The 16,882-nt window shown below is 60.1% G+C and carries 18 protein-coding genes; all 18 read right to left on the bottom strand.

Translation table 11 applies throughout. The features are described 5' to 3' along the window. The coding region (locus V3W31_00260; protein MEE9613370.1) for an adenosylhomocysteinase at positions 1-792 on the bottom strand (792 nt) is incomplete at its 3' end. A 102-nt stretch (positions 793-894) separates the two neighbouring features. After that, a complete protein-coding gene (metK, locus tag V3W31_00265) occupies positions 895-2,058 on the bottom strand; it encodes a methionine adenosyltransferase (GenBank protein ID MEE9613371.1) in 1,164 nt (387 codons plus the stop codon). Between the two features lie 191 nt (positions 2,059-2,249). Next, the gene (ptsP, locus tag V3W31_00270) at positions 2,250-4,022 is read right to left on the bottom strand and encodes a phosphoenolpyruvate--protein phosphotransferase (GenBank protein ID MEE9613372.1); all 1,773 of its coding nucleotides are present in this window, start codon (positions 4,020-4,022) and stop codon (positions 2,250-2,252) included. Positions 4,023-4,028: 6 nt separating this feature from the next. Then, positions 4,029-4,301 (bottom strand): HPr family phosphocarrier protein, encoded by a 273-nt coding sequence (locus tag V3W31_00275; GenBank protein MEE9613373.1) that lies wholly within the window; start codon positions 4,299-4,301, stop codon positions 4,029-4,031. A gap of 17 nt (positions 4,302-4,318) precedes the next feature. Beyond that, a complete protein-coding gene (locus V3W31_00280) occupies positions 4,319-4,711 on the bottom strand; it encodes a PTS sugar transporter (protein ID MEE9613374.1) in 393 nt (130 codons plus the stop codon). Positions 4,712-4,733: 22 nt separating this feature from the next. Next, complete coding sequence (gene hprK, locus V3W31_00285) at positions 4,734-5,684, bottom strand: HPr(Ser) kinase/phosphatase (GenBank protein ID MEE9613375.1); 951 nt, start codon at positions 5,682-5,684, stop codon at positions 4,734-4,736. A 48-nt stretch (positions 5,685-5,732) separates the two neighbouring features. Continuing rightward, a complete protein-coding gene (locus V3W31_00290; GenBank protein MEE9613376.1) occupies positions 5,733-6,218 on the bottom strand; it encodes a PTS sugar transporter subunit IIA in 486 nt (161 codons plus the stop codon). Between the two features lie 49 nt (positions 6,219-6,267). Further along, the gene (gene raiA / locus V3W31_00295) at positions 6,268-6,789 is read right to left on the bottom strand and encodes a ribosome-associated translation inhibitor RaiA (GenBank protein MEE9613377.1); all 522 of its coding nucleotides are present in this window, start codon (positions 6,787-6,789) and stop codon (positions 6,268-6,270) included. 31 nt (positions 6,790-6,820) lie between these two features. Then, the gene (gene rpoN, locus V3W31_00300; protein ID MEE9613378.1) at positions 6,821-8,332 is read right to left on the bottom strand and encodes an RNA polymerase factor sigma-54; all 1,512 of its coding nucleotides are present in this window, start codon (positions 8,330-8,332) and stop codon (positions 6,821-6,823) included. 110 nt (positions 8,333-8,442) lie between these two features. Continuing rightward, a complete protein-coding gene (lptB, locus tag V3W31_00305) occupies positions 8,443-9,165 on the bottom strand; it encodes an LPS export ABC transporter ATP-binding protein (GenBank protein ID MEE9613379.1) in 723 nt (240 codons plus the stop codon). Next, positions 9,134-9,607 (bottom strand): lipopolysaccharide transport periplasmic protein LptA, encoded by a 474-nt coding sequence (lptA, locus tag V3W31_00310; protein ID MEE9613380.1) that lies wholly within the window; start codon positions 9,605-9,607, stop codon positions 9,134-9,136. Before lptA ends, lptB begins: the two co-directional genes overlap by 32 nt. Before the next feature lie 142 nt (positions 9,608-9,749). Beyond that, entirely contained in the window at positions 9,750-10,322 is a 573-nt protein-coding gene (lptC, locus tag V3W31_00315) for an LPS export ABC transporter periplasmic protein LptC (protein ID MEE9613381.1), read from the bottom strand. Between the two features lie 207 nt (positions 10,323-10,529). Beyond that, complete coding sequence (locus V3W31_00320) at positions 10,530-11,069, bottom strand: HAD-IIIA family hydrolase (protein ID MEE9613382.1); 540 nt, start codon at positions 11,067-11,069, stop codon at positions 10,530-10,532. A 47-nt stretch (positions 11,070-11,116) separates the two neighbouring features. Next, positions 11,117-13,195, bottom strand: a complete 2,079-nt coding sequence (locus V3W31_00325) for an alpha-amylase/4-alpha-glucanotransferase domain-containing protein (GenBank protein ID MEE9613383.1) — start codon at positions 13,193-13,195, stop codon at positions 11,117-11,119. Beyond that, positions 13,192-14,469: a (Fe-S)-binding protein gene (locus tag V3W31_00330; GenBank protein MEE9613384.1), complete on the bottom strand. Its 1,278-nt coding sequence runs from the start codon at positions 14,467-14,469 to the stop codon at positions 13,192-13,194. The genes V3W31_00325 and V3W31_00330 overlap by 4 nt, the downstream gene beginning before the upstream one ends. Beyond that, positions 14,466-15,875 carry an FAD-linked oxidase C-terminal domain-containing protein gene (locus V3W31_00335; protein MEE9613385.1) on the bottom strand — a complete coding sequence of 470 codons (1,410 nt, stop codon included), beginning with the start codon at positions 15,873-15,875 and terminating at the stop codon, positions 14,466-14,468. Before V3W31_00335 ends, V3W31_00330 begins: the two co-directional genes overlap by 4 nt. A gap of 10 nt (positions 15,876-15,885) precedes the next feature. Further along, positions 15,886-16,554: a response regulator transcription factor gene (locus tag V3W31_00340; protein ID MEE9613386.1), complete on the bottom strand. Its 669-nt coding sequence runs from the start codon at positions 16,552-16,554 to the stop codon at positions 15,886-15,888. Continuing rightward, positions 16,551-16,882 (bottom strand): hypothetical protein (locus tag V3W31_00345; GenBank protein MEE9613387.1); only part of this gene is annotated, 332 nt, incomplete at its 5' end. The genes V3W31_00340 and V3W31_00345, both read right to left, overlap by 4 nt.

Raw genomic sequence — 16,882 nt, forward strand, 5'->3', positions numbered from 1 at the left:
GTCCCCGAGCATGGCGGCCTCCTTACCCGGCATCACCCGGTAGCCGTCCATCACGGCCTCGAGCGCCTTAAGCGGGTCTACCTCGACCACGATAACGTTCGCGCCCATCCCGGAGGCCCTCATCGACAGCCCCTTGCCGCACCAGCCGTAGCCGCAGACGACGAAGGTGGAGCCGGCGAGGAGCCTGTTCGTCGCCCTTACGATACCGTCCACCGTTGACTGGCCGGTCCCGTAGCGGTTGTCGAAGAAGTGCTTGGTGGCCGCGTCGTTAACGGCTATGACCGGGAACTTCAAGAGGTTCTGGGCCGCAAGCGCCTTGAGCCTTATTACCCCGGTCGTGGTCTCCTCGGTGGAGCCCAGGATCCCATCGGCTAAAGCCTTCTTCTTGGTGTGGAGCATCGAGACCAGGTCCGCGCCGTCGTCCATCGTTATGGACGGCCTGAAATCCAGCACGGCGTTCAGGTGCCTGTAGTAGGTCTTGTTGTCCTCCCCCTTTATGGCGAAGACGGGGATCTTATAGTCCTTGACGAGCGAAGCCGCGACGTCGTCCTGGGTGCTAAGGGGGTTCGAGGCGCAGAGCATCACCTTCGCCCCGCCCTCCTTAAGCGTTATGGCAAGGACCGCGGTCTCGGTGGTGACGTGCAAACAGGCCGATATCTTTACGCCCTTTAGCGGCTTCTTCTTCGAAAATCCGTCCCTTATGCGTCTCAAGACGGGCATGTCCTTTTCCGCCCACTCTATCCTCTTTTTTCCCTTGGAGCTGAGAGATTTGTCCTTTACGTGGTGGTCCATCTTTCCTCCCTGTCGAATATTTTTTATGGTTCAGAAAAACTCCCGGCGCACTACCTTACTATGCAATACCGGCCATGCGATGCCTGCGGGGCCCGGAAACGGTCAAAGGCCGGCCGCCTCCACGAGCTCCCCGGCCTTATCGGTCAGCTCCCACTTGAACTCGGGCTCGTTCCTTCCGAAGTGGCCGTAAGCGGCGGTCTTCCGGTATATGGGCCTCAAGAGGTCCAGGTCCTCGATTATCTCGGCGGGTTTTAGCCGAAACCGCTCCTTTATAAGGGCCTCTATCTTCTCGGTGGGCACTTTCTCGGTGCCGGACGTGTCCACCATAACGCTTACCGGGTCGGCCACGCCTATGGCATATGCGAGCTGCACCTCGCATTCGGCGGCGAGCCCGGCGGCGACCACGTTCTTCGCTATGTACCTTGCCATGTAGGACGCGCTCCGGTCCACCTTGGAGGGGTCCTTGCCGGAAAACGCCCCGCCTCCGTGGCTCCCGTGGCCGCCGTAGGTGTCCACGATAATCTTCCGGCCGGTAAGGCCGCAGTCGCCGTGGGGGCCGCCCACCACGAACTTGCCCGTCGGGTTTACGTGATATACGGTCTCGGGGGTCAGCAAGCCGGGGGCCACCGCCTTCTTTACGACCTCCTCTATTATGCCCTCTCTGAGTGTATCGTCCGACACGTCCGGGGAGTGCTGGCTGGAGACGACCACCGTATCCACGCCTACCGGCCTGCCGTCGCGGTACCGTACCGTGACCTGACTCTTGCCGTCCGGTCTCAGAAAGTCGAGCGTCCCCCTCTTCCTCGCCTCGGCAAGCCCCATGGTTATCCTGTGGGCCAGCACTATGGGGAGCGGCATGAACTCCGGGGTATGGTCGCAGGCATAGCCGAACATAAGCCCCTGGTCTCCGGCGCCCTGCTCCTTCTTCTCTCCGGCGTCCACGCCCATGGCTATGTCCGGGGACTGCCTGTCCAGGGCTACCAGGACCGCGCAGGTGCGCCAGTCGAAGCCCATGTCCGAGCCGGTATAGCCGATACCCTTTATGGTCTCCCTGACCACGTCCTGGTAGTCTACTACGGCGTTTGTGGTTATCTCCCCGGCCACCATCGCGAGCCCCGTGGTGACAAGCGTCTCACACGCGACTCTGCTCTTCGGGTCATCCGTCAAGAGGGCGTCCAGTATGGCGTCCGAGATCTGGTCCGACACCTTGTCCGGATGCCCCTCGGTAACCGATTCAGATGTAAACAGGTATTCGCGCATCTCCACAGTCTCCTTATCTCTTTGTTTTGTGCATAGAACTTCTGATTATCAAACCTTTTCGGCGAATTGTCAATTTATTTCCGATTTCCACCTTCCCTCCCCGAAAAGTTCCCTCGAAACCATAAGCGGCCGGAGCGGCTTTAGCCGGAGGGGGGGGAGAGGGGGAGAGGGGACGGACGGGCGATGGACCGGCGGGGTCAGTTCGAGAACTCCTCCCTGTAGAACTCCGAAAGCCTGGCGCTCACGTAGTTCTCCACCTCCTTCGCCGTGGAGAACTCGAGCACTTTCATGCTTATCTCCCTGGCCTCGGAGAAGCTTACCGAACGGATGAGCCTCTTCACCCTCAAGAGCGAGAAGGCGTTCATGCTGAGCTGGTCGATGCCCATTCCCAGGAATATGAGGGCATGCTCGGGCTCTCCGGCCATCTCCCCACACACGCCCACGGGGATGCCCTGGGCCTGGGCGGCGTCCGCCACGCTCTTTATGATCCTCAGTACGCCCGGGTGAAGCGGCTCGTAAAGATAGGCGACATGCTCGTTCACCCTGTCGATGGCAAGCGAGTACTGGAGGAGGTCGTTAGTGCCTATGGAAAAAAAGTCCGCCTCCTTTGCCATTATGTCAGCTATTAGCGCGGCGGAGGGGACCTCTATCATGGCCCCGACCTCGATATCGGGGTCGAAGGGCTTCTTCTCCCGCTTGAGTTCCTCCTTGGCCTCCTCCAGGAGCGCCTTGGCCCTACGAAGTTCCTCCACCCCGGAGAGCATGGGGAAGAGCACCCTTATCTTGCCCGAGGCACTTGCGCGGAGCACCGCCCTCAGCTGGGTCTTGAAGATATCGGTCCTCTTAAGCGTAAATCTAATGGCCCGAAGCCCCATCGCCGGGTTCGCCTCCTCCACGGGCTCCCCGTGAGAGAGGAGCTTGTCGCCTCCCACGTCCAGCGTCCGGATCACCACGGGGTTGGGGGCCACCTTCTTAAGCACCCTCTTGTAGGCGCGAAGGTGCTCCTCCTCGCCTGGGAGGTCGCGGCGGTTCAGGTAGAGAAACTCGCTCCTGTAGAGCCCTATCCCCTCGGCCCCGTGGTCGACGAGCGAGCTTACCTCCTCGGTCATCTCCATATTGCCGGTAAGCGATATCCTGTGGCCGTCGGTCGTCTCGGCGGGCAGGTCCTTATAGTGCAGGAGCGCCCTGCCGTAGCTCTCGTACCGCTCCCTGCGCCTTTCGTATACCTTTATAACGCTCTTGGAGGGGTTTATTATAACCGCCCCCGTCATGCCGTCCACGACGACCGTATCCCCGGTCTCGACCTTGCGGGTGACGTTTTCGAGGCCCACCACGGCCGGTATCTCAAGGGACCTCGCCACGATGGAGGTATGCGACGTCCTGCCGCCTATGTCGGTGAGGAAGGCGAGCACCTTACTGCCCGCCATCTGCGCGGTATCGGTCGGGGAGAGGTCGTGGGCAACCACCACCACGGGCTCCTTTATGTCGGACATGGTCGCCTCTTTCCTGCCCGAGAGATTCACCAGCACCCTGTCCACTATATGCTCGATGTCCGAGCCCCTCTCGCGCAGATACTCGTCGTCCATCTTGTCGAAGGTGTCCTTTATCTCCTTCAAGACGGTCCTGAGCGCCCACTCGGCGTTCGCCCTCTGGCCCTTTATCACGTCTATGGTGTCCTTGATGAGCATCCGGTCCTTCAAGATCATCAAGTGGGCGTCGATTATGCGGATGTGCTCCCTTACCTTACCCTCGACGGCAAGCTTCCTCTTTATGCGCTGAAGCTGCTCTCTCGATTGCTTGAGCGCGTCCCTGAACCTCTTTATCTCGGCGTCCGTGTCCGAGGGGTCGAGGTGGCAATAGTAGGTGGACTCGGCCATGCCCTTGTCGATACGGTAGGCCTTGCCTATGACTATCCCCGAGGAGACCCCTATGCCCCTTAAAAGGGAGACCTCTTTTGAATCGTCGGTCATTACCCGTTACTCCTCCTCATCGAAGCGCCTGTCTATAAGCTCCTCTATAGCCGCGATGGCCGCCTCCGCGTCCTCCCCCGAGACCCTTACCTCTATCTCGCTGCCCTCGGGCGCGGCCAGTATCAGAAGTCCCATGATGCTCTTGCCGTCCACCTCCTGGCCGTCCTTTGAGACGAACACATCCGCGGTGAACTTATTGGTGGTCTGCACGAAGCGTGAGGCGGCCCTGGCGTGGAGACCTAGCCTGTTCTTTATGGTAAGTGTTTTTTCAACCGACATACTCGACCCCTTTGACCCTATTTTCCCGCTTTAAGTATGTCGCCCGCGAGCACGATGCTCTCCCTGCCGTGCTCCTTTAAATGGAGGACCAGATCCGGGAAGGCGAGCTTCTCCCTGTGGCTCAGGAATTTGAGTATGACCGGCAGGTTAACGCCCGTCATCACCTCGACTTTCCCCTGCCTGAGGAGACTCAGCGCCACGTTGGTCGTGGTGCCGCCGAACATATCGGTAAAGACCATTACGCCGTCACCCCCGTCCACATCACTAACGGCGGCGACCAGCTTCTTCTTTACCGTATCGCCGGTATCCCCTTCCTCGAGCGAGACGGTACGGAGCCCGTCCGCCTCCCCGGCTATGGCCGCGGCGGCCCCGGCTATGCTCTCGGCCACGGCCCCGTGCGCTAATATCACCCCTCCTACCACGATACCTCCATTAAGGTCTCCTTGAACCCCCCGTCTTTTCCGGGTCATGCAACTTGGCCCGGAGCCGCTTTTCCAGTTCGGTGCCCGGGCGGTACCCCATAATCTTCAAGACCTGGTTCCTGGCGGCCACCTCCACGATCGTGGCCACGCTCCTGCCCGGGCTTACCGGTATCTGAAAGTACGGGAGGTCCACGCCCAGGATATCGCGGGTCTTATCCTCGAACCCCAGCCTCTCGTAATCGCCCTTCGGGTCCCAGTCCACAAGCTCCACGACAAGGTCCATCTGCTTTCTCTCCCTTATGGCCGTTATGCCGAAGAGGTCCTTGACGTTAATTATGCCCACCCCCCTTACTTCCATATGATAACGTGTAATGCCCGAGGAGCTGCCGAAAAGGGTAGCGGTGGAAAGCCTCTTTACTATCACCGCGTCGTCGGCGACGAGCCTGTAGCCCCTGGAGACCAGGTCGAGCGCGCACTCGCTCTTCCCTATGCCGCTCTTGCCGAGGATTAGCGTGCCTATGCCCAGCACGTCCGCGAGCACGCCGTGCATCGTGGTGGTGGGGGCGAGCCTGTCCTCGAGGAAGCGTATAAGCCTCTCTATCAGTATGGACGAGGTGAGCTGGGTGGATAGGACCGGGATCTGTTTTCGCCTGGTAAGGTCCAGGAGAAAGTCGGGGGCCTCTATGCCGCGCGTTACTATAATCGCCGCTATCTCGGCTTCTTCGAGTATCTTGAGCGAGAGCGCGCGCCCGTCCTGATCGAGGCTGGTAAGGTACCCTATCTCCGCGGCCCCGAATATCTGCACCCTGTCCGGGTGGAGTTCCTCAAGCAGCCCGGTCAGGAGGAGGCCCGGCTTCTGTATGCGGGGCGTGGAAATCTCCTTTGAGAGCCCGACCCGGCCGGTATCGGCTTTCAGGGCCAACGACCTCTCGTCAAGGAGTTCTTTTACGGTTATGGGCATGAACACCTCAGTGGTGGAGGACGCAGGTCGGCGCTCCACCTCTCCTTTTTAGTGCCTGATGCGGACGGCAGAGTTGAGCCTCTCGTCCTCCTCGGCTATTATCCGGTATATCTCTTCCCCGGAAGACGCCTTTATAAGCCTCTTCCTGAAACCGCTGTCCCGCAGAAGCCTTGAGATGCTCGCGAGTACCTTCAAGTGGACCGCAGTGGAGTTCTCCGGGGCGACTATCATGAAAAAGAGGTGTACGGGCTTATCGTCCATGGAGTTGAAGTCGACCCCCTTCCTGCTCCTGCCGAAAGCGACCAGCACCTCCTCTATCCCCTTTATCTTGCCGTGCGGGATGGCCACGCCGTGGCCTATACCCGTGCTGCCGAGCTTCTCCCTTTCAAGGAGCATCTCAAGGAGTTTTTCCCTGTCGAGCCCCCCCACCCTCTCACAGAGGTCCGACGCCATCTCATCAAGGAGTTCGCGCTTCTCGGAGGCCCCCAGGTCGGAGATTACGTTGTCGCGGCTCAGGACGTCGGTAAGTCTCATCGTCCTCCCCCCCCTCCCCCGCGGCTGAACATTCTCGGGCGTCATGTGGCTACCTCACACGCGTCTCTATGAGGCCGAGGCCGCCGTCCCCGCGTCTGTAGAGGACGTTTACGTTGCTCGTCGCCGCGTCGGTAAAGACCAGGAAGTCCTTCTTCACGACCTCCATCTGCATTGTCGCCTCCTCGACGGACATGGGCTTGAGGAAGACGTTCTCGGTCTTAACGATCCTTGGCGGACCCTCCTCCAAAGCGCCCTCGGGCTCGCCGCCCCTTGCACCCGCGCCCTTGTGACCCTTCACCTTTTCCTTGTGCTTCCTGACCTGCTTCTCGATCTTGTCGATGACCTTATCTATCGCCGAATACATCTCCTGGGTCTCTTCCTGCGCCTTCACGGTAAGGTTCTTGGCGACCACTGTCACCTCCGCGATATGCCTTATCTTCTCCACGCTCAGCACCCAGTGGACCTCGATAGGATCGGCGAGGTACTTCCGTATCCTTTCGGTCTTCTCCTCTGCGTACTCCTTTATTGCGTCCGACGAACCGATGTGCCTGAAAGTAAAGGTGACCTGCATCTTTCTCCTCCGATTTTTTACGTTATTAGAATCAAAACGGACTCTTCCTCTTGCCGGCCGGGAGAATCCCCATCTCTTCCCTGTACTTGGTTACGGTCCTCCTTGCCAGGACGATGCCGGCCTCCTTCAGGAGGTCGGCTACCTTCCGGTCGCTCGACGGGCTCCTTGAGTCCTCCGCCCCTATTATGTCCTTGAGCTTCTCCTTTACGTATTCGGCCGTGGTATCGCTCCCGTCGGCACGGCTCATCCCCGTGGAAAAGAAGTACTTGAGCTCGAATATGCCTCTCGGGGTGTGCGCGTACTTGTTGGAGGTAACGCGGCTTATCGTGGACTCGTGCATCCCGATATCCTCGGCGACGTCCTTCAGGACGATGGGCTTCAGGTGCTCCAACCCCTTGTCGAGGAACTCCCTCTGGAACTTTACGATACTCTCCGCGACCCTGCATATGGTCCTCTGTCTCTGATAGACGCTCTTTATGAGCCACGCGGCGGAGCGGAGCCTGTCCCGTATGTAGCCCTTGTCCGCCCGCGACACGCCGTCGCCTCCCTTGATCACCTTCCTGTAGTACCCGCTTATCTTCAGCTTCGGCATGCCGTCCTCGTTAAGCGTCACCACGTATTCGTCGCCGACCTTCTGTATATAGACGTCCGGGATTATAGTCCGCGACTCGTCGACGCCGAAGCCGGCGCCGGGCGCGGGGTTGAGCGACCCGGTTATCATCCTCGTCCCCTCGACCACCTCGTCGATCGATATGCCCATCTCCCTGGCGATGGCCTTATAGTTCCTGTTAGCAAGCTGCCGGAGGTGGCCGGAGATTATCCCCTCGACGACCGTATCCCTCACCGGCAGGCGCCTGGCCTGAAAGAGCAGGCACTGGACGGTGCTTACGGCCCCCACCCCCGCCGGGTCGAAGCCGCGTACGGCCTCGAGCACCCTCGCCGTGTCCTCGACCGGGAGGGTGGTTTGGGAGGCTATCTCGTTTACGGTGGCGGCCTCGTGCTCCTCCTCGCCCATACCCTCCTTATCGACCACCCTCAGGTAGCCACTCTCGTCTATATTTCCGATTATAAACTCGCCCGCCTTTATCTCCTCTTCGCTAAGGTCTGAAAGTTTCAGTTGCAAGAGAAGGTGCTCTTCGAGGCTGCCGCCGGGGCGTGATATGTTCTCCAGGTAGTTGTCATCCTCTCTGCCGCCGCTAAAGCTCGTCCCCGGCAGGCTGCGGTTTTCAGAGTCTTCGAGATACGCCTCCCAGTCCATCTCCGGCACCGATTGCTCCTGGGCGGGCTCCGGCGCCCCCTCGCCCCCCTCGACCCCCCCAACCCCCTCCGACCCCATCTGCTCCTTAGCGGCGTCCTCCCCTTCCCCCCCTTCTCCTTCTGACGGGCCTGCCTCTTCGAGGACCGGGTTGCTCTGGAGCTCCTCGGACACGAGCGCTTCGAGTTCCAGCCTTGAAAGCTGAAGCATCTTTATGGCCATCCGCAGCTGCGGGGTCATAAGGAGTTTCTGGCTGAGTCTCAGTTCCTGTTTGAGTTCGTATCCCATTTTAAGTGCCGTTATGCGTGTACGTTATACGTGATGCGGAAAGAAAAAGTCTTTTACGTATAACGCATCACGCACACGCATCACGGGTTTATTCCCGCATCACGGGTTTATTACAGCTTGAACCTGTCGCCCAGGTACACCTCCCTGACCTGTCCGTTATCCACTATCTCGTCCGGCGTGCCGTCGGCCAGTATCCTGCCGCCGTCTATTATATAAGCCCTGTCGCATATGCCGAGCGTGGCGCCCACGTTGTGGTCGGTCACGAGTATGCCCATCCCCTTTTCCTTCAACTCCACCACTATGTCCTGCACGTCCCCGACGGTTATCGGATCTATGCCCGAGAACGGCTCGTCGAGGAGGAGGAAGTTCGGGGAGGTGACCATGGCCCTGGCTATCTCCACCCTCCTCCTCTCCCCTCCGGAGAGCTGGTAGGCACGGACCCCTGCCAGACGCGCCACCCCGAGTTCTTCGAGGTGGACGTTCGTCCTCTCCCTCACCTCCGCGTCCGGGAGGCCGAGGGTCTCAACTATGGCCCTTACGTTCTCCTCGACCGTCAGTTTCCTGAAGACCGATGGTTCCTGCGGGAGATAGCCTATGCCTCGCCTGGCCCTCTCGTACATGGGCATGGCGGTTATGTCCTCATCCCCCGCCCGTACCACGCCCCCGTCCGGGCTCACGAGCCCCACTATCATATAGAAAGTGGTGGTCTTGCCGGCCCCGTTCGGCCCCAGGAGCCCCACGACCTCTCCGGGCCCTACCGAGAGGGATACGCCGTCGACCACCTTCCTCGTGCGGAAGGATTTAGCGAGCCCCTCTGCAGATATCCTCTCCACTCTTATCGCTCTCCGTCCCCGCCGCCCCCGCCGCCTCTTCCGGGCAGTCCTTCTCGGGCATTATCACGGCCCTTACCCTGCCGCCTTTGCTGCTCTCCACGACCGAACTATCGTCTTCGAGGTTTATGGTTATCCTGGCCCCCGTAACGGTATCCGCGCACTGCCGGACCACCGGACGGCCCGTAAGTACGACGGTCCTTCCCGCCCTCTCGTATACGGCCTTCGTGGCCGTGGCGGTTTTGTTTCCACTGACTATCAAGACGTTCCCCGTGGCCACTATCTCTCTCACTTCGTCCTTGTCGCTATAGTGCATGGTCAACTCGTCCGAGCATAAGACGAAGTCCCCCTTCGCGGCCACGTCCCCCCTGAAGACCACGACCTTTCCCGAGGTATCGGCCTCCATCGTGTCGGAGGTTATGACGACGGGGGAGTCAAGCTTCATTTCCTTCGCTTCTTCCGCGGCCACAGTACTCTGTGCGGACGATAAAAGTACAGCCACGGCCAGGGGGAAAAACGGGGAAAATGGAAAAAATGGAAAAAATGGAAAAAAACCCCTGGCGGCGTATCCGCCGCATTGCCTCCCTTTAAATAGAAACATCGCTAAGTACCGTCTTTACGTCCCGGAGCACCGAAAAGCCCCCCCCTTCGACGTTCATCCTGAAACCCACGCCGGTAATCTTCATGCCCCTGGAGAGCAGTTCGACCTCCACCTCCGAAGTCGCCTCCCTGGAACGGGTCGAGTAGTCAAGCCTTTCGGTCAGGAGGCTGTACCCGTCATCGGAGACCACCTTCACCGCGCCCGTTATCTCTATCCGCTCGTTCTTTTCGCTGTACCTACCCTCTTTTCCGGTAAGGGTATAGGTGCCCCCGTCCTTCGAATAGAAGATGAACCGGACGTTTTCGAAGACCGTTAAGTCCTCGTCGGCGAGACGGGTGGCGGAGTCGGCCTCCATCTCCCACTCCGTCACGCCGTCCTTGGTGCCGTAGTAGCGGATCTCGTCCATGCCGCCGCCGGCCTCGAGAGAGGCGACCTGTGCGGCCATGGAGGCGAGTTCCATGGCCTTATTGACCTTCGCGTTCATAAGTACCGCGACGGCCAGACCGGCCACAGAGACTATGACGAACCCGAAAAGGAGTATCCTCGTTCTGCGCTTCATAGCATAAAAAATAAGCCCGTTCCCGACGACCCACCTGGGCGGGGGGCGGGGGGGAAATAGAGTGACAATTATGGGGCTCTGAGGAGCCCCATATGCAGTCAAAACGGACCACTTCAGTCCATTACGGGCAAGCGTAGCAAGAACTATGCCCAAGTGAAATTATACCACCGGGCTCGGGGGGTGTAAAGGGCTTTCCCCCTACCCCCCTTACCGTGAATGGCCGCTTACCAACTGGTCCCACTTCCCCTGAGTCCGGAGGATAAGCTCCGCCACCTCCCGTACCGCCCCCCGGCCACCCGGCCTTTCGGTCACATAGTCGGCCCTGGCCCGCACCTCGCCTACCGCGTCGCTCACCGAGGCGGAAAAGCCCACCCGTGTAAGGACCGGGAGGTCGGGAAGGTCGTCCCCTATGTAGGCCGCCTCAGGGGGAGTGATACCGAGCTTGCCGAGTATCTCCTCGAACGCATCATCCTTGTTTTCCACTCCCTGATAGACGAACTTTATGCCTAGCTCTCCGGCCCTGCGCTTGACTATGCCTGAGCTCCTGACGGTTATAATCGCGCACTCGATCCCGGCCTTTACCAAAAACTTTATCCCGTGGCCGTCGTGGGCATGGAAGCTCTTTATCTCGTCCCCCTGCTCCGTATAGCTGATCCTGCCGTCGGTCAAAACGCCGTCCACGTCGAGGATCAGGAGTTTTACGGCCTTAACCTTCCGGACGAGATCATCACTTAAAATATCCGCCATCGTCCCCTCCTGTAATAAGGTATCGACACCCTGCCGTATGCTACCACTTATACGGCCCCTATTGCCACGGTAAAAGCAAAGTCCATCCCCTCGCCAGCTCCGAGGCTGAAAGGTTTCAAAAAGACCAGGCACGTGCCCTGGTAGTTCCTCTCGAAGCCGGCCTCGGAGAGCGAGACCGTCTCCACGGGGAAGTGCCAGAGCGTTACGGGCCCTTTGAAGCTGAAACCGACCTTGACCCCGGCAAACCGGTCGGTTAGCTCCACTGCTTCAACCCCGCCTGCCTCTCCGGAAGCGTCAAGGCCGACGGTGTGGCCTCCTATACTTAACGAACAGGCCGGGCCGTTGCAGCCCGGCAGGCAGAGGTTCAGCTCCACGGCGAGCCTTGCTTTGACCGGGCCGCTGGCCGCGTTCTCTACCCGGTAGGTAACGGAAAAGGTGGACGGGCCCGCGACGATCTCTTTTCTCACGACTATCCCCTCGCCGCCGACTACTCCTCCCCTCGAAAGCACGACCCCCTTGCCTTTAATCTCTACGGCGTAACTCCCGTTGGAAAAGTCCCCGAGGTCGGTATACTCGGAGGACCGGAAGGCCTCGACGGTCTCATCGTCTCCGAGGAAGTGGTCCCTCAGCGAACTCCTCCTTAAGCGGTCGAACTTCAAGTACCTGTCGAGCCCCTTTTCCTTAAGCGGCGTGCTGTCGTGGATGCTTTTACCAACCCCTCCACCCCTTTCCTTTTCGAAGACGGCCTCCTTGAGCTTCTCATGGTAGCCTTCCCTCCATCTCGAAAACGTGTTGAAGAGATTTACGGCCCCGGGGTTCCAGTCGAGTTCGACGAGCGTGCCGCCGCGCTCCGGGCTCAGGAAGAGGGATAGCTTTTCGGTCCTCACGACGACCTCGTCGAAGGTGTCGGCATCGAGGTCGCGGCTCTCCACGGACGGCTTTATGCCCACGGCATTTTCGGCCTTTATCAGGTTCTCGTATACGGCGGTCCGAAGGTGAGGCAGATAGAGTCCTCCGAAGACCCCGTGCCAGTAGGCGTCGTTGCACTGTGACATGTATAGACGGCGGAGCGCCTCCCCGGCGCCTTTCCGCTTCCGGCCTGCGGCTGCCGCCGCCACGGCCCGGCTCGCGCCGAGCATCCTCTTATGCATCCAGTCGGCCTCGGGGTACTTGGCGAGGAAGTTCCGCCACGCCCCGCCGTGGAGGAACCTCTTGACCCTCTCTCCATCTTCCCATGCCTTAAGCTCTTCAGTGAGGGCCGCGTAGTCGGCCGAGGCATCGGGCGGCAAGGCCCAGCCGCCCATCTCCATATAGGAGGTGGTGGGAAGGTAGACCCTCCCGAGCGGCCCTTCCATATCCATATACTCCGAGAAGGTGCGCGGCGTGAGCCACCCGTCCGAGCCCTCGATCTTCTCAAGGAATTTTCCAAGCCAGCGCTCCTTATAGACCCATTTGGCCGTACCGGGCCATACGCCGAACTTCTCTCCGTCGTCGGCGAATATGGCGGCGCGGCCCTTCTTCCCCGTGGAAAAACCCTTGAGATACCCCTCGAAGCTATCGACCGGCTCGAACGGTATCAGGTACCTGAGCCTCTCGCTCCCGGGAAAGACCTTTACCGGGGCGCCCTGGTCCTCGGTAACGTAGTAGCCGCCGAGCTCGTCCGGCTTGAGGCCGGACTTTATGAAGTGGTAGTCGTCCACCACGACGTACTCGACGCCGGCTTCCTTAAGGAAGGACGGAAGGGTCGGGTCCCAGACCCTCTCGGCGAGCCATATCCCTCGGGGCCTCGTGCCGAAGAGTTTTTCGATCCTGTCGGAGAAGGAGGTTATCTGCCCCACCCTGTCGGCCGGGGGTATTATGGAGAGTATGGGCTCGTAGTAGCCCCCTCCCATTATCTCGACCTGTCCCCTATCGACCATAGCGCCGAGCATCTCGATATACTCCGGATGCTCGTCCGCGAACCAGTCGAGGAGAAAGCCGGAGGTATGGAGGGAAATTTTTATCGCGGGATGCTTTGAAAGCTCTTCGAGGAACGGGAGGTAGGCCCTTCCATACGCGTCGTCGAGGACGTGAGGGAAGTTGCCCACCGGCTGGTGGTTGTGTATGCAGAAGATAAAGGAGGTCATAGGAGCTCTACCACGTGGGCCACCCTCGCCTCTACCCCCGAGCGGTGGAGCCCGTCCTTTATCTGGACTATGCAGCCCGGACAGGCCGTTGCGACCACCGGGGCCCCGGTCGCGCGTATGGACTCGGCCTTCTTCCCGGCTATCTCGCTCGACGTATCGTAGTCCGAGAAGGCCAGGCCGCCGCCGAGCCCGCAGCATTCGGAAGGGCCCTCCATCTCGGCAAGTGCGAATCCAGCCCCCTCCAGGAGCGCCCTCGGCTCTTCTCTTATCCCCTGGAACCTGCCGAGGTGGCAGGGGTCGTGGTAGGTGACGGGCGTACCTCTCGGAAGAGAGCCCTCCCCTCCACCATTGTACGACAGCTCGCCGGCGAGAAGCTCGGTTATGTCGCGGACCCGTGAGGAAAACTTTTCCACCCTCTCTCTCATCTCCGGCCCCTCGTCGGCGAGCACCTTCATGAAGACACTCTTTAACGCGTGGGTGCACGTGGCACAAGAGGTGGTTATATAGTCGAGCCCTTCGTCCTCGAAGGCCTCGATATTTTTAAGCGCAAGGCTCTTAGCCGTCTCCACGTCCCCCATCGAAAGCGCGGGCATGCCGCAGCATATCTGCCCGGACGGCACCACGGCCTTTGCCCCGGCCTTTTTAAGGACCCTGAGCGTTGCCTCCCCTATACCCGGCAGCAGATAGTTTACCCCGCAGCCCGCGAAGAAACCGACCGTGGGTACCCCGTCTTTTTTTCCCCCGGCCTCCGAGAGTGAACTCACCTCGGGGCTGTCGAGGAAGAACGTCTCCGGGAGTTTTGGGATGAGCCTGCCGTCGCCTATGAGCGGGAGCGGGAAGCGGCTTAGGAGCCCGCTCTCGACGGTCGAGGACTTGAGGACCAGGGAAAAAACTTTTAGCCTCGCGGCGACCTTCATGGCCCAGGGCATGAGCCTTTCGGAGTTAAGGAGGTTCTTTACGACAAAGGACGCCAGCGGGGAGCCGTCCCCCTCCCTGATGGCCTCGGCCCTTGCGGCAAGCACACAGGTCGGCACGTCCACGCCTTTGGGGCAGTTCTCCATACACGCCCCGCAGAGCGTACACGCCCCAATGTGGCTCAGGTACGCCTCCCCAAACCTTTCCTCGCCCTTCGAGCGGGCCTCCATCATGGCGAGCTTTCCCCTGGGGCTTACCGGCTCCCTCCCAATGACCCCGAAGGTCGGGCAAACGCTCCTGCACGCGCCGCACCTGACGCACGCGTCAAGCTCCTTAGTATATTCCTTAAGCCCCTTCATACCTCTTCTCGCCTTCCAGCGGTAGAAATGGAATTAAATATCTTTCCCGGGTTGAGGATGCCGTTGGGGTCGAGCGTATCCTTTATGCGCCTCATGACGTCAATAAGCTCGGGCGTAAGCTCCATCCCCAGGTACGGCGCCTTCGTGACGCCCACGCCGTGCTCCCCGGAGATGGTGCCGCCAAGGCCGACGGTAAGCTCGAATATATCCTCCACCGCCCGCTCTCCGGCCTCGGCCTCAACCGGGTCGCTCTTGTCTATCATTACGTTAACGTGTATGTTGCCGTCTCCGGCGTGCCCGAAGCTCGCTATTATGACGCCCCTCTTCTTCGCTATCTCCTCCACGCCCCTTACGAGCTCCACGAGTTTGGACCTCGGGACGACAACGTCCTCATTGAGCTTCGTGGGCTTGAGTCTCGAAAGGGAAGGAGAGAGGGCCCTCCTTACCTTCCATAGCTCGTCCACCTCTTTCCCGTCCCTGGCCGACCTCACTTCAGTGGCCCGGTTTTCAGCGCACACCTTCTTTATGATCTCCGCCTCCCTCTCGGTAGCCTCCTCTATGCCGTCGGCCTCTATAAGGAGCATGGCGCCCGCAGCATTAGAAAACACCGTTCCCGTATAGTCCTCAACGCACCTTAAAGAGGCGGCGTCTATCAACTCGAGGGTGGAGGGCAGGACTTTGGATGCTATAATCCCGGCGACCGCCGAGGCGGCGTCCTCAAGGCGCGGGAAGAGCGCAACGAGCGTCTTTTTCGATTGGGGGAGCGGGATGAGTCTTAGCGTGGCCTTCGTAACGACCCCGAGCGTGCCCTCGGAGCCTACCAGAAGGCGCGTCATGTCGTAGCCCACGACACCCTTGGCGGTCCTTGTCCCCGTATTTACGATCTCGCCGGTGGGGAGCACCACCTCCAACCCCAGGACGTAGTCCCTGGTGACGCCGTACTTCAAGGCCCTCGGCCCGCCCGCGCATTCGGCTATGTTGCCGCCTATGGTGGAGAACCCCTTGCTCGTCGGGTCGGGGGGGTAGAAGAGCTGAACCTTCTCGACCTCCTTCTGCAGGTCGCCGGTTATGACCCCCGGCTCCACCACGGCCGTGAAGTTGGCCGTATCTATTTCGACCAGAGCGGTCATCCTCTCGGTCGAGAGGACCACCCCGCCGCCGACGGGCAGACTCCCGCCGGTAAAGCCCGACCCCGCCCCCCTGGGAGTAACGGGGAAGCCCTCGGCATTGGCCATCTTTAGTATAAGGGATATCTCTCCGGCGCCTCCCGGGAAGACCACGGCGTCCGGCATGTGAGACGCGCCGGTCGCGTCGTAGGAGTAGCAGAGAAGGTCCTCTCTGGAAAAGGAAACGTTGGCCGGGCCCGCTATCTTCTCGAGCCCGCTCTTTACGGTGCGTGTAAGCATTGCGGGTCCGTCACTCTTTCTTAAGTACGTACCCCACGCCCCTTACCGTATGTATTAGCCTCGCGTCCGGGTCGGAGTCCACCTTCTTCCTCAAGTGGTTTATATACACGTCCACGACGTTGGTCTCGCTGTCAAAACTCTGGTCCCAGACGTGCTCGGCTATGACGGTCCTCGACAGCACGCGGTCGGGGTTCCGGAGGAGATACTCGAGGAGGGCGTACTCCTTAAGCGTCAGGTCCACCACCTTATCGCCCCGGTTCGCCTTTCGCGTGGAGGTATCGAGGCTCAAATCTTCGAACTCCAGCACCGCCTGACCATACCCGCTCCTTCGCATAAGCGCCCTTACCCTGGCAAGGAGCTCCTCGAAGGCGAAGGGCTTCGTCAGGTAGTCGTCCGCCCCGATATTGAGCCCCTTGACCCTGTCCTCGACCGTGTCCCTTGCCGTAAGGAGCAGCACGGCCGCGGGGTTGTCCTTGTCCTTCAACACCTTAAGCACCTCCAGCCCGCTCTTGCCGGGGAGCATTATATCGAGGATTATCGCGTCGTATGTGTTGGCCTCGGCGTACTGTTCCCCCTCCGGACCGTCGACCGCTACGTCCACGGCATAGCCCTCCTGCTCAAGCCCCCTCTTTATAAAGCCCGCCACCTTCTTTTCGTCTTCCACTACCAGTATCCTCACCCTATGACCCTCCTTAGAGCTTCAGGTATGTTCCTCTTCGTAACCTTGCCTATAGCCACGAGCGTGGCATTGCGCGGAACGAGCACCTCGCTGGCGGTATCCTTCATCTGCCCGAGCGTTACACGGTCTATTCCGGCGACTATCTCCTTAAGCGGCACGGTCCGGCCGTAGTATATCTCGTCCCTGGCGAGCTTCATCATCCTGCTGTCGCTGCTCTCGAGCCCTATGAGCATGCCGCCCTTTAACTGTTCCTTTGCCGCGTGGAGCTCCTCGCGGCCGCAGCCCCGGCGGAGCTTCCCGTACTCTTTCAAGAGGAGCGACACCACCT

It is taken from the genome of Thermodesulfobacteriota bacterium (assembly GCA_036482575.1).
In the GTDB taxonomy this organism is placed as follows: Bacteria; Desulfobacterota; GWC2-55-46; order GWC2-55-46; family JAUVFY01; genus JAZGJJ01.

Bases quoted from the DNA above. Each gene is read 5' to 3' on its own strand.
- ptsP (MEE9613372.1), bottom strand. From the start codon at position 4,022: ATGACCGACGATTCAAAAGAGGTCTCCCTTTTAAGGGGCATAGGGGTC.
- V3W31_00275 (MEE9613373.1), bottom strand. From the start codon at position 4,301: ATGTCGGTTGAAAAAACACTTACCATAAAGAACAGGCTAGGTCTCCAC.
- hprK (MEE9613375.1), bottom strand. From the start codon at position 5,684: ATGCCCATAACCGTAAAAGAACTCCTTGACGAGAGGTCGTTGGCCCTG.
- V3W31_00290 (MEE9613376.1), bottom strand. From the start codon at position 6,218: ATGAGACTTACCGACGTCCTGAGCCGCGACAACGTAATCTCCGACCTG.
- raiA (MEE9613377.1), bottom strand. From the start codon at position 6,789: ATGCAGGTCACCTTTACTTTCAGGCACATCGGTTCGTCGGACGCAATA.
- rpoN (MEE9613378.1), bottom strand. From the start codon at position 8,332: ATGGGATACGAACTCAAACAGGAACTGAGACTCAGCCAGAAACTCCTT.
- lptA (MEE9613380.1), bottom strand. From the start codon at position 9,607: ATGAAGCTTGACTCCCCCGTCGTCATAACCTCCGACACGATGGAGGCC.
- lptC (MEE9613381.1), bottom strand. From the start codon at position 10,322: ATGAAGCGCAGAACGAGGATACTCCTTTTCGGGTTCGTCATAGTCTCT.
- V3W31_00320 (MEE9613382.1), bottom strand. From the start codon at position 11,069: ATGGCGGATATTTTAAGTGATGATCTCGTCCGGAAGGTTAAGGCCGTA.
- V3W31_00325 (MEE9613383.1), bottom strand. From the start codon at position 13,195: ATGACCTCCTTTATCTTCTGCATACACAACCACCAGCCGGTGGGCAAC.
- V3W31_00330 (MEE9613384.1), bottom strand. From the start codon at position 14,469: ATGAAGGGGCTTAAGGAATATACTAAGGAGCTTGACGCGTGCGTCAGG.
- V3W31_00335 (MEE9613385.1), bottom strand. From the start codon at position 15,875: ATGCTTACACGCACCGTAAAGAGCGGGCTCGAGAAGATAGCGGGCCCG.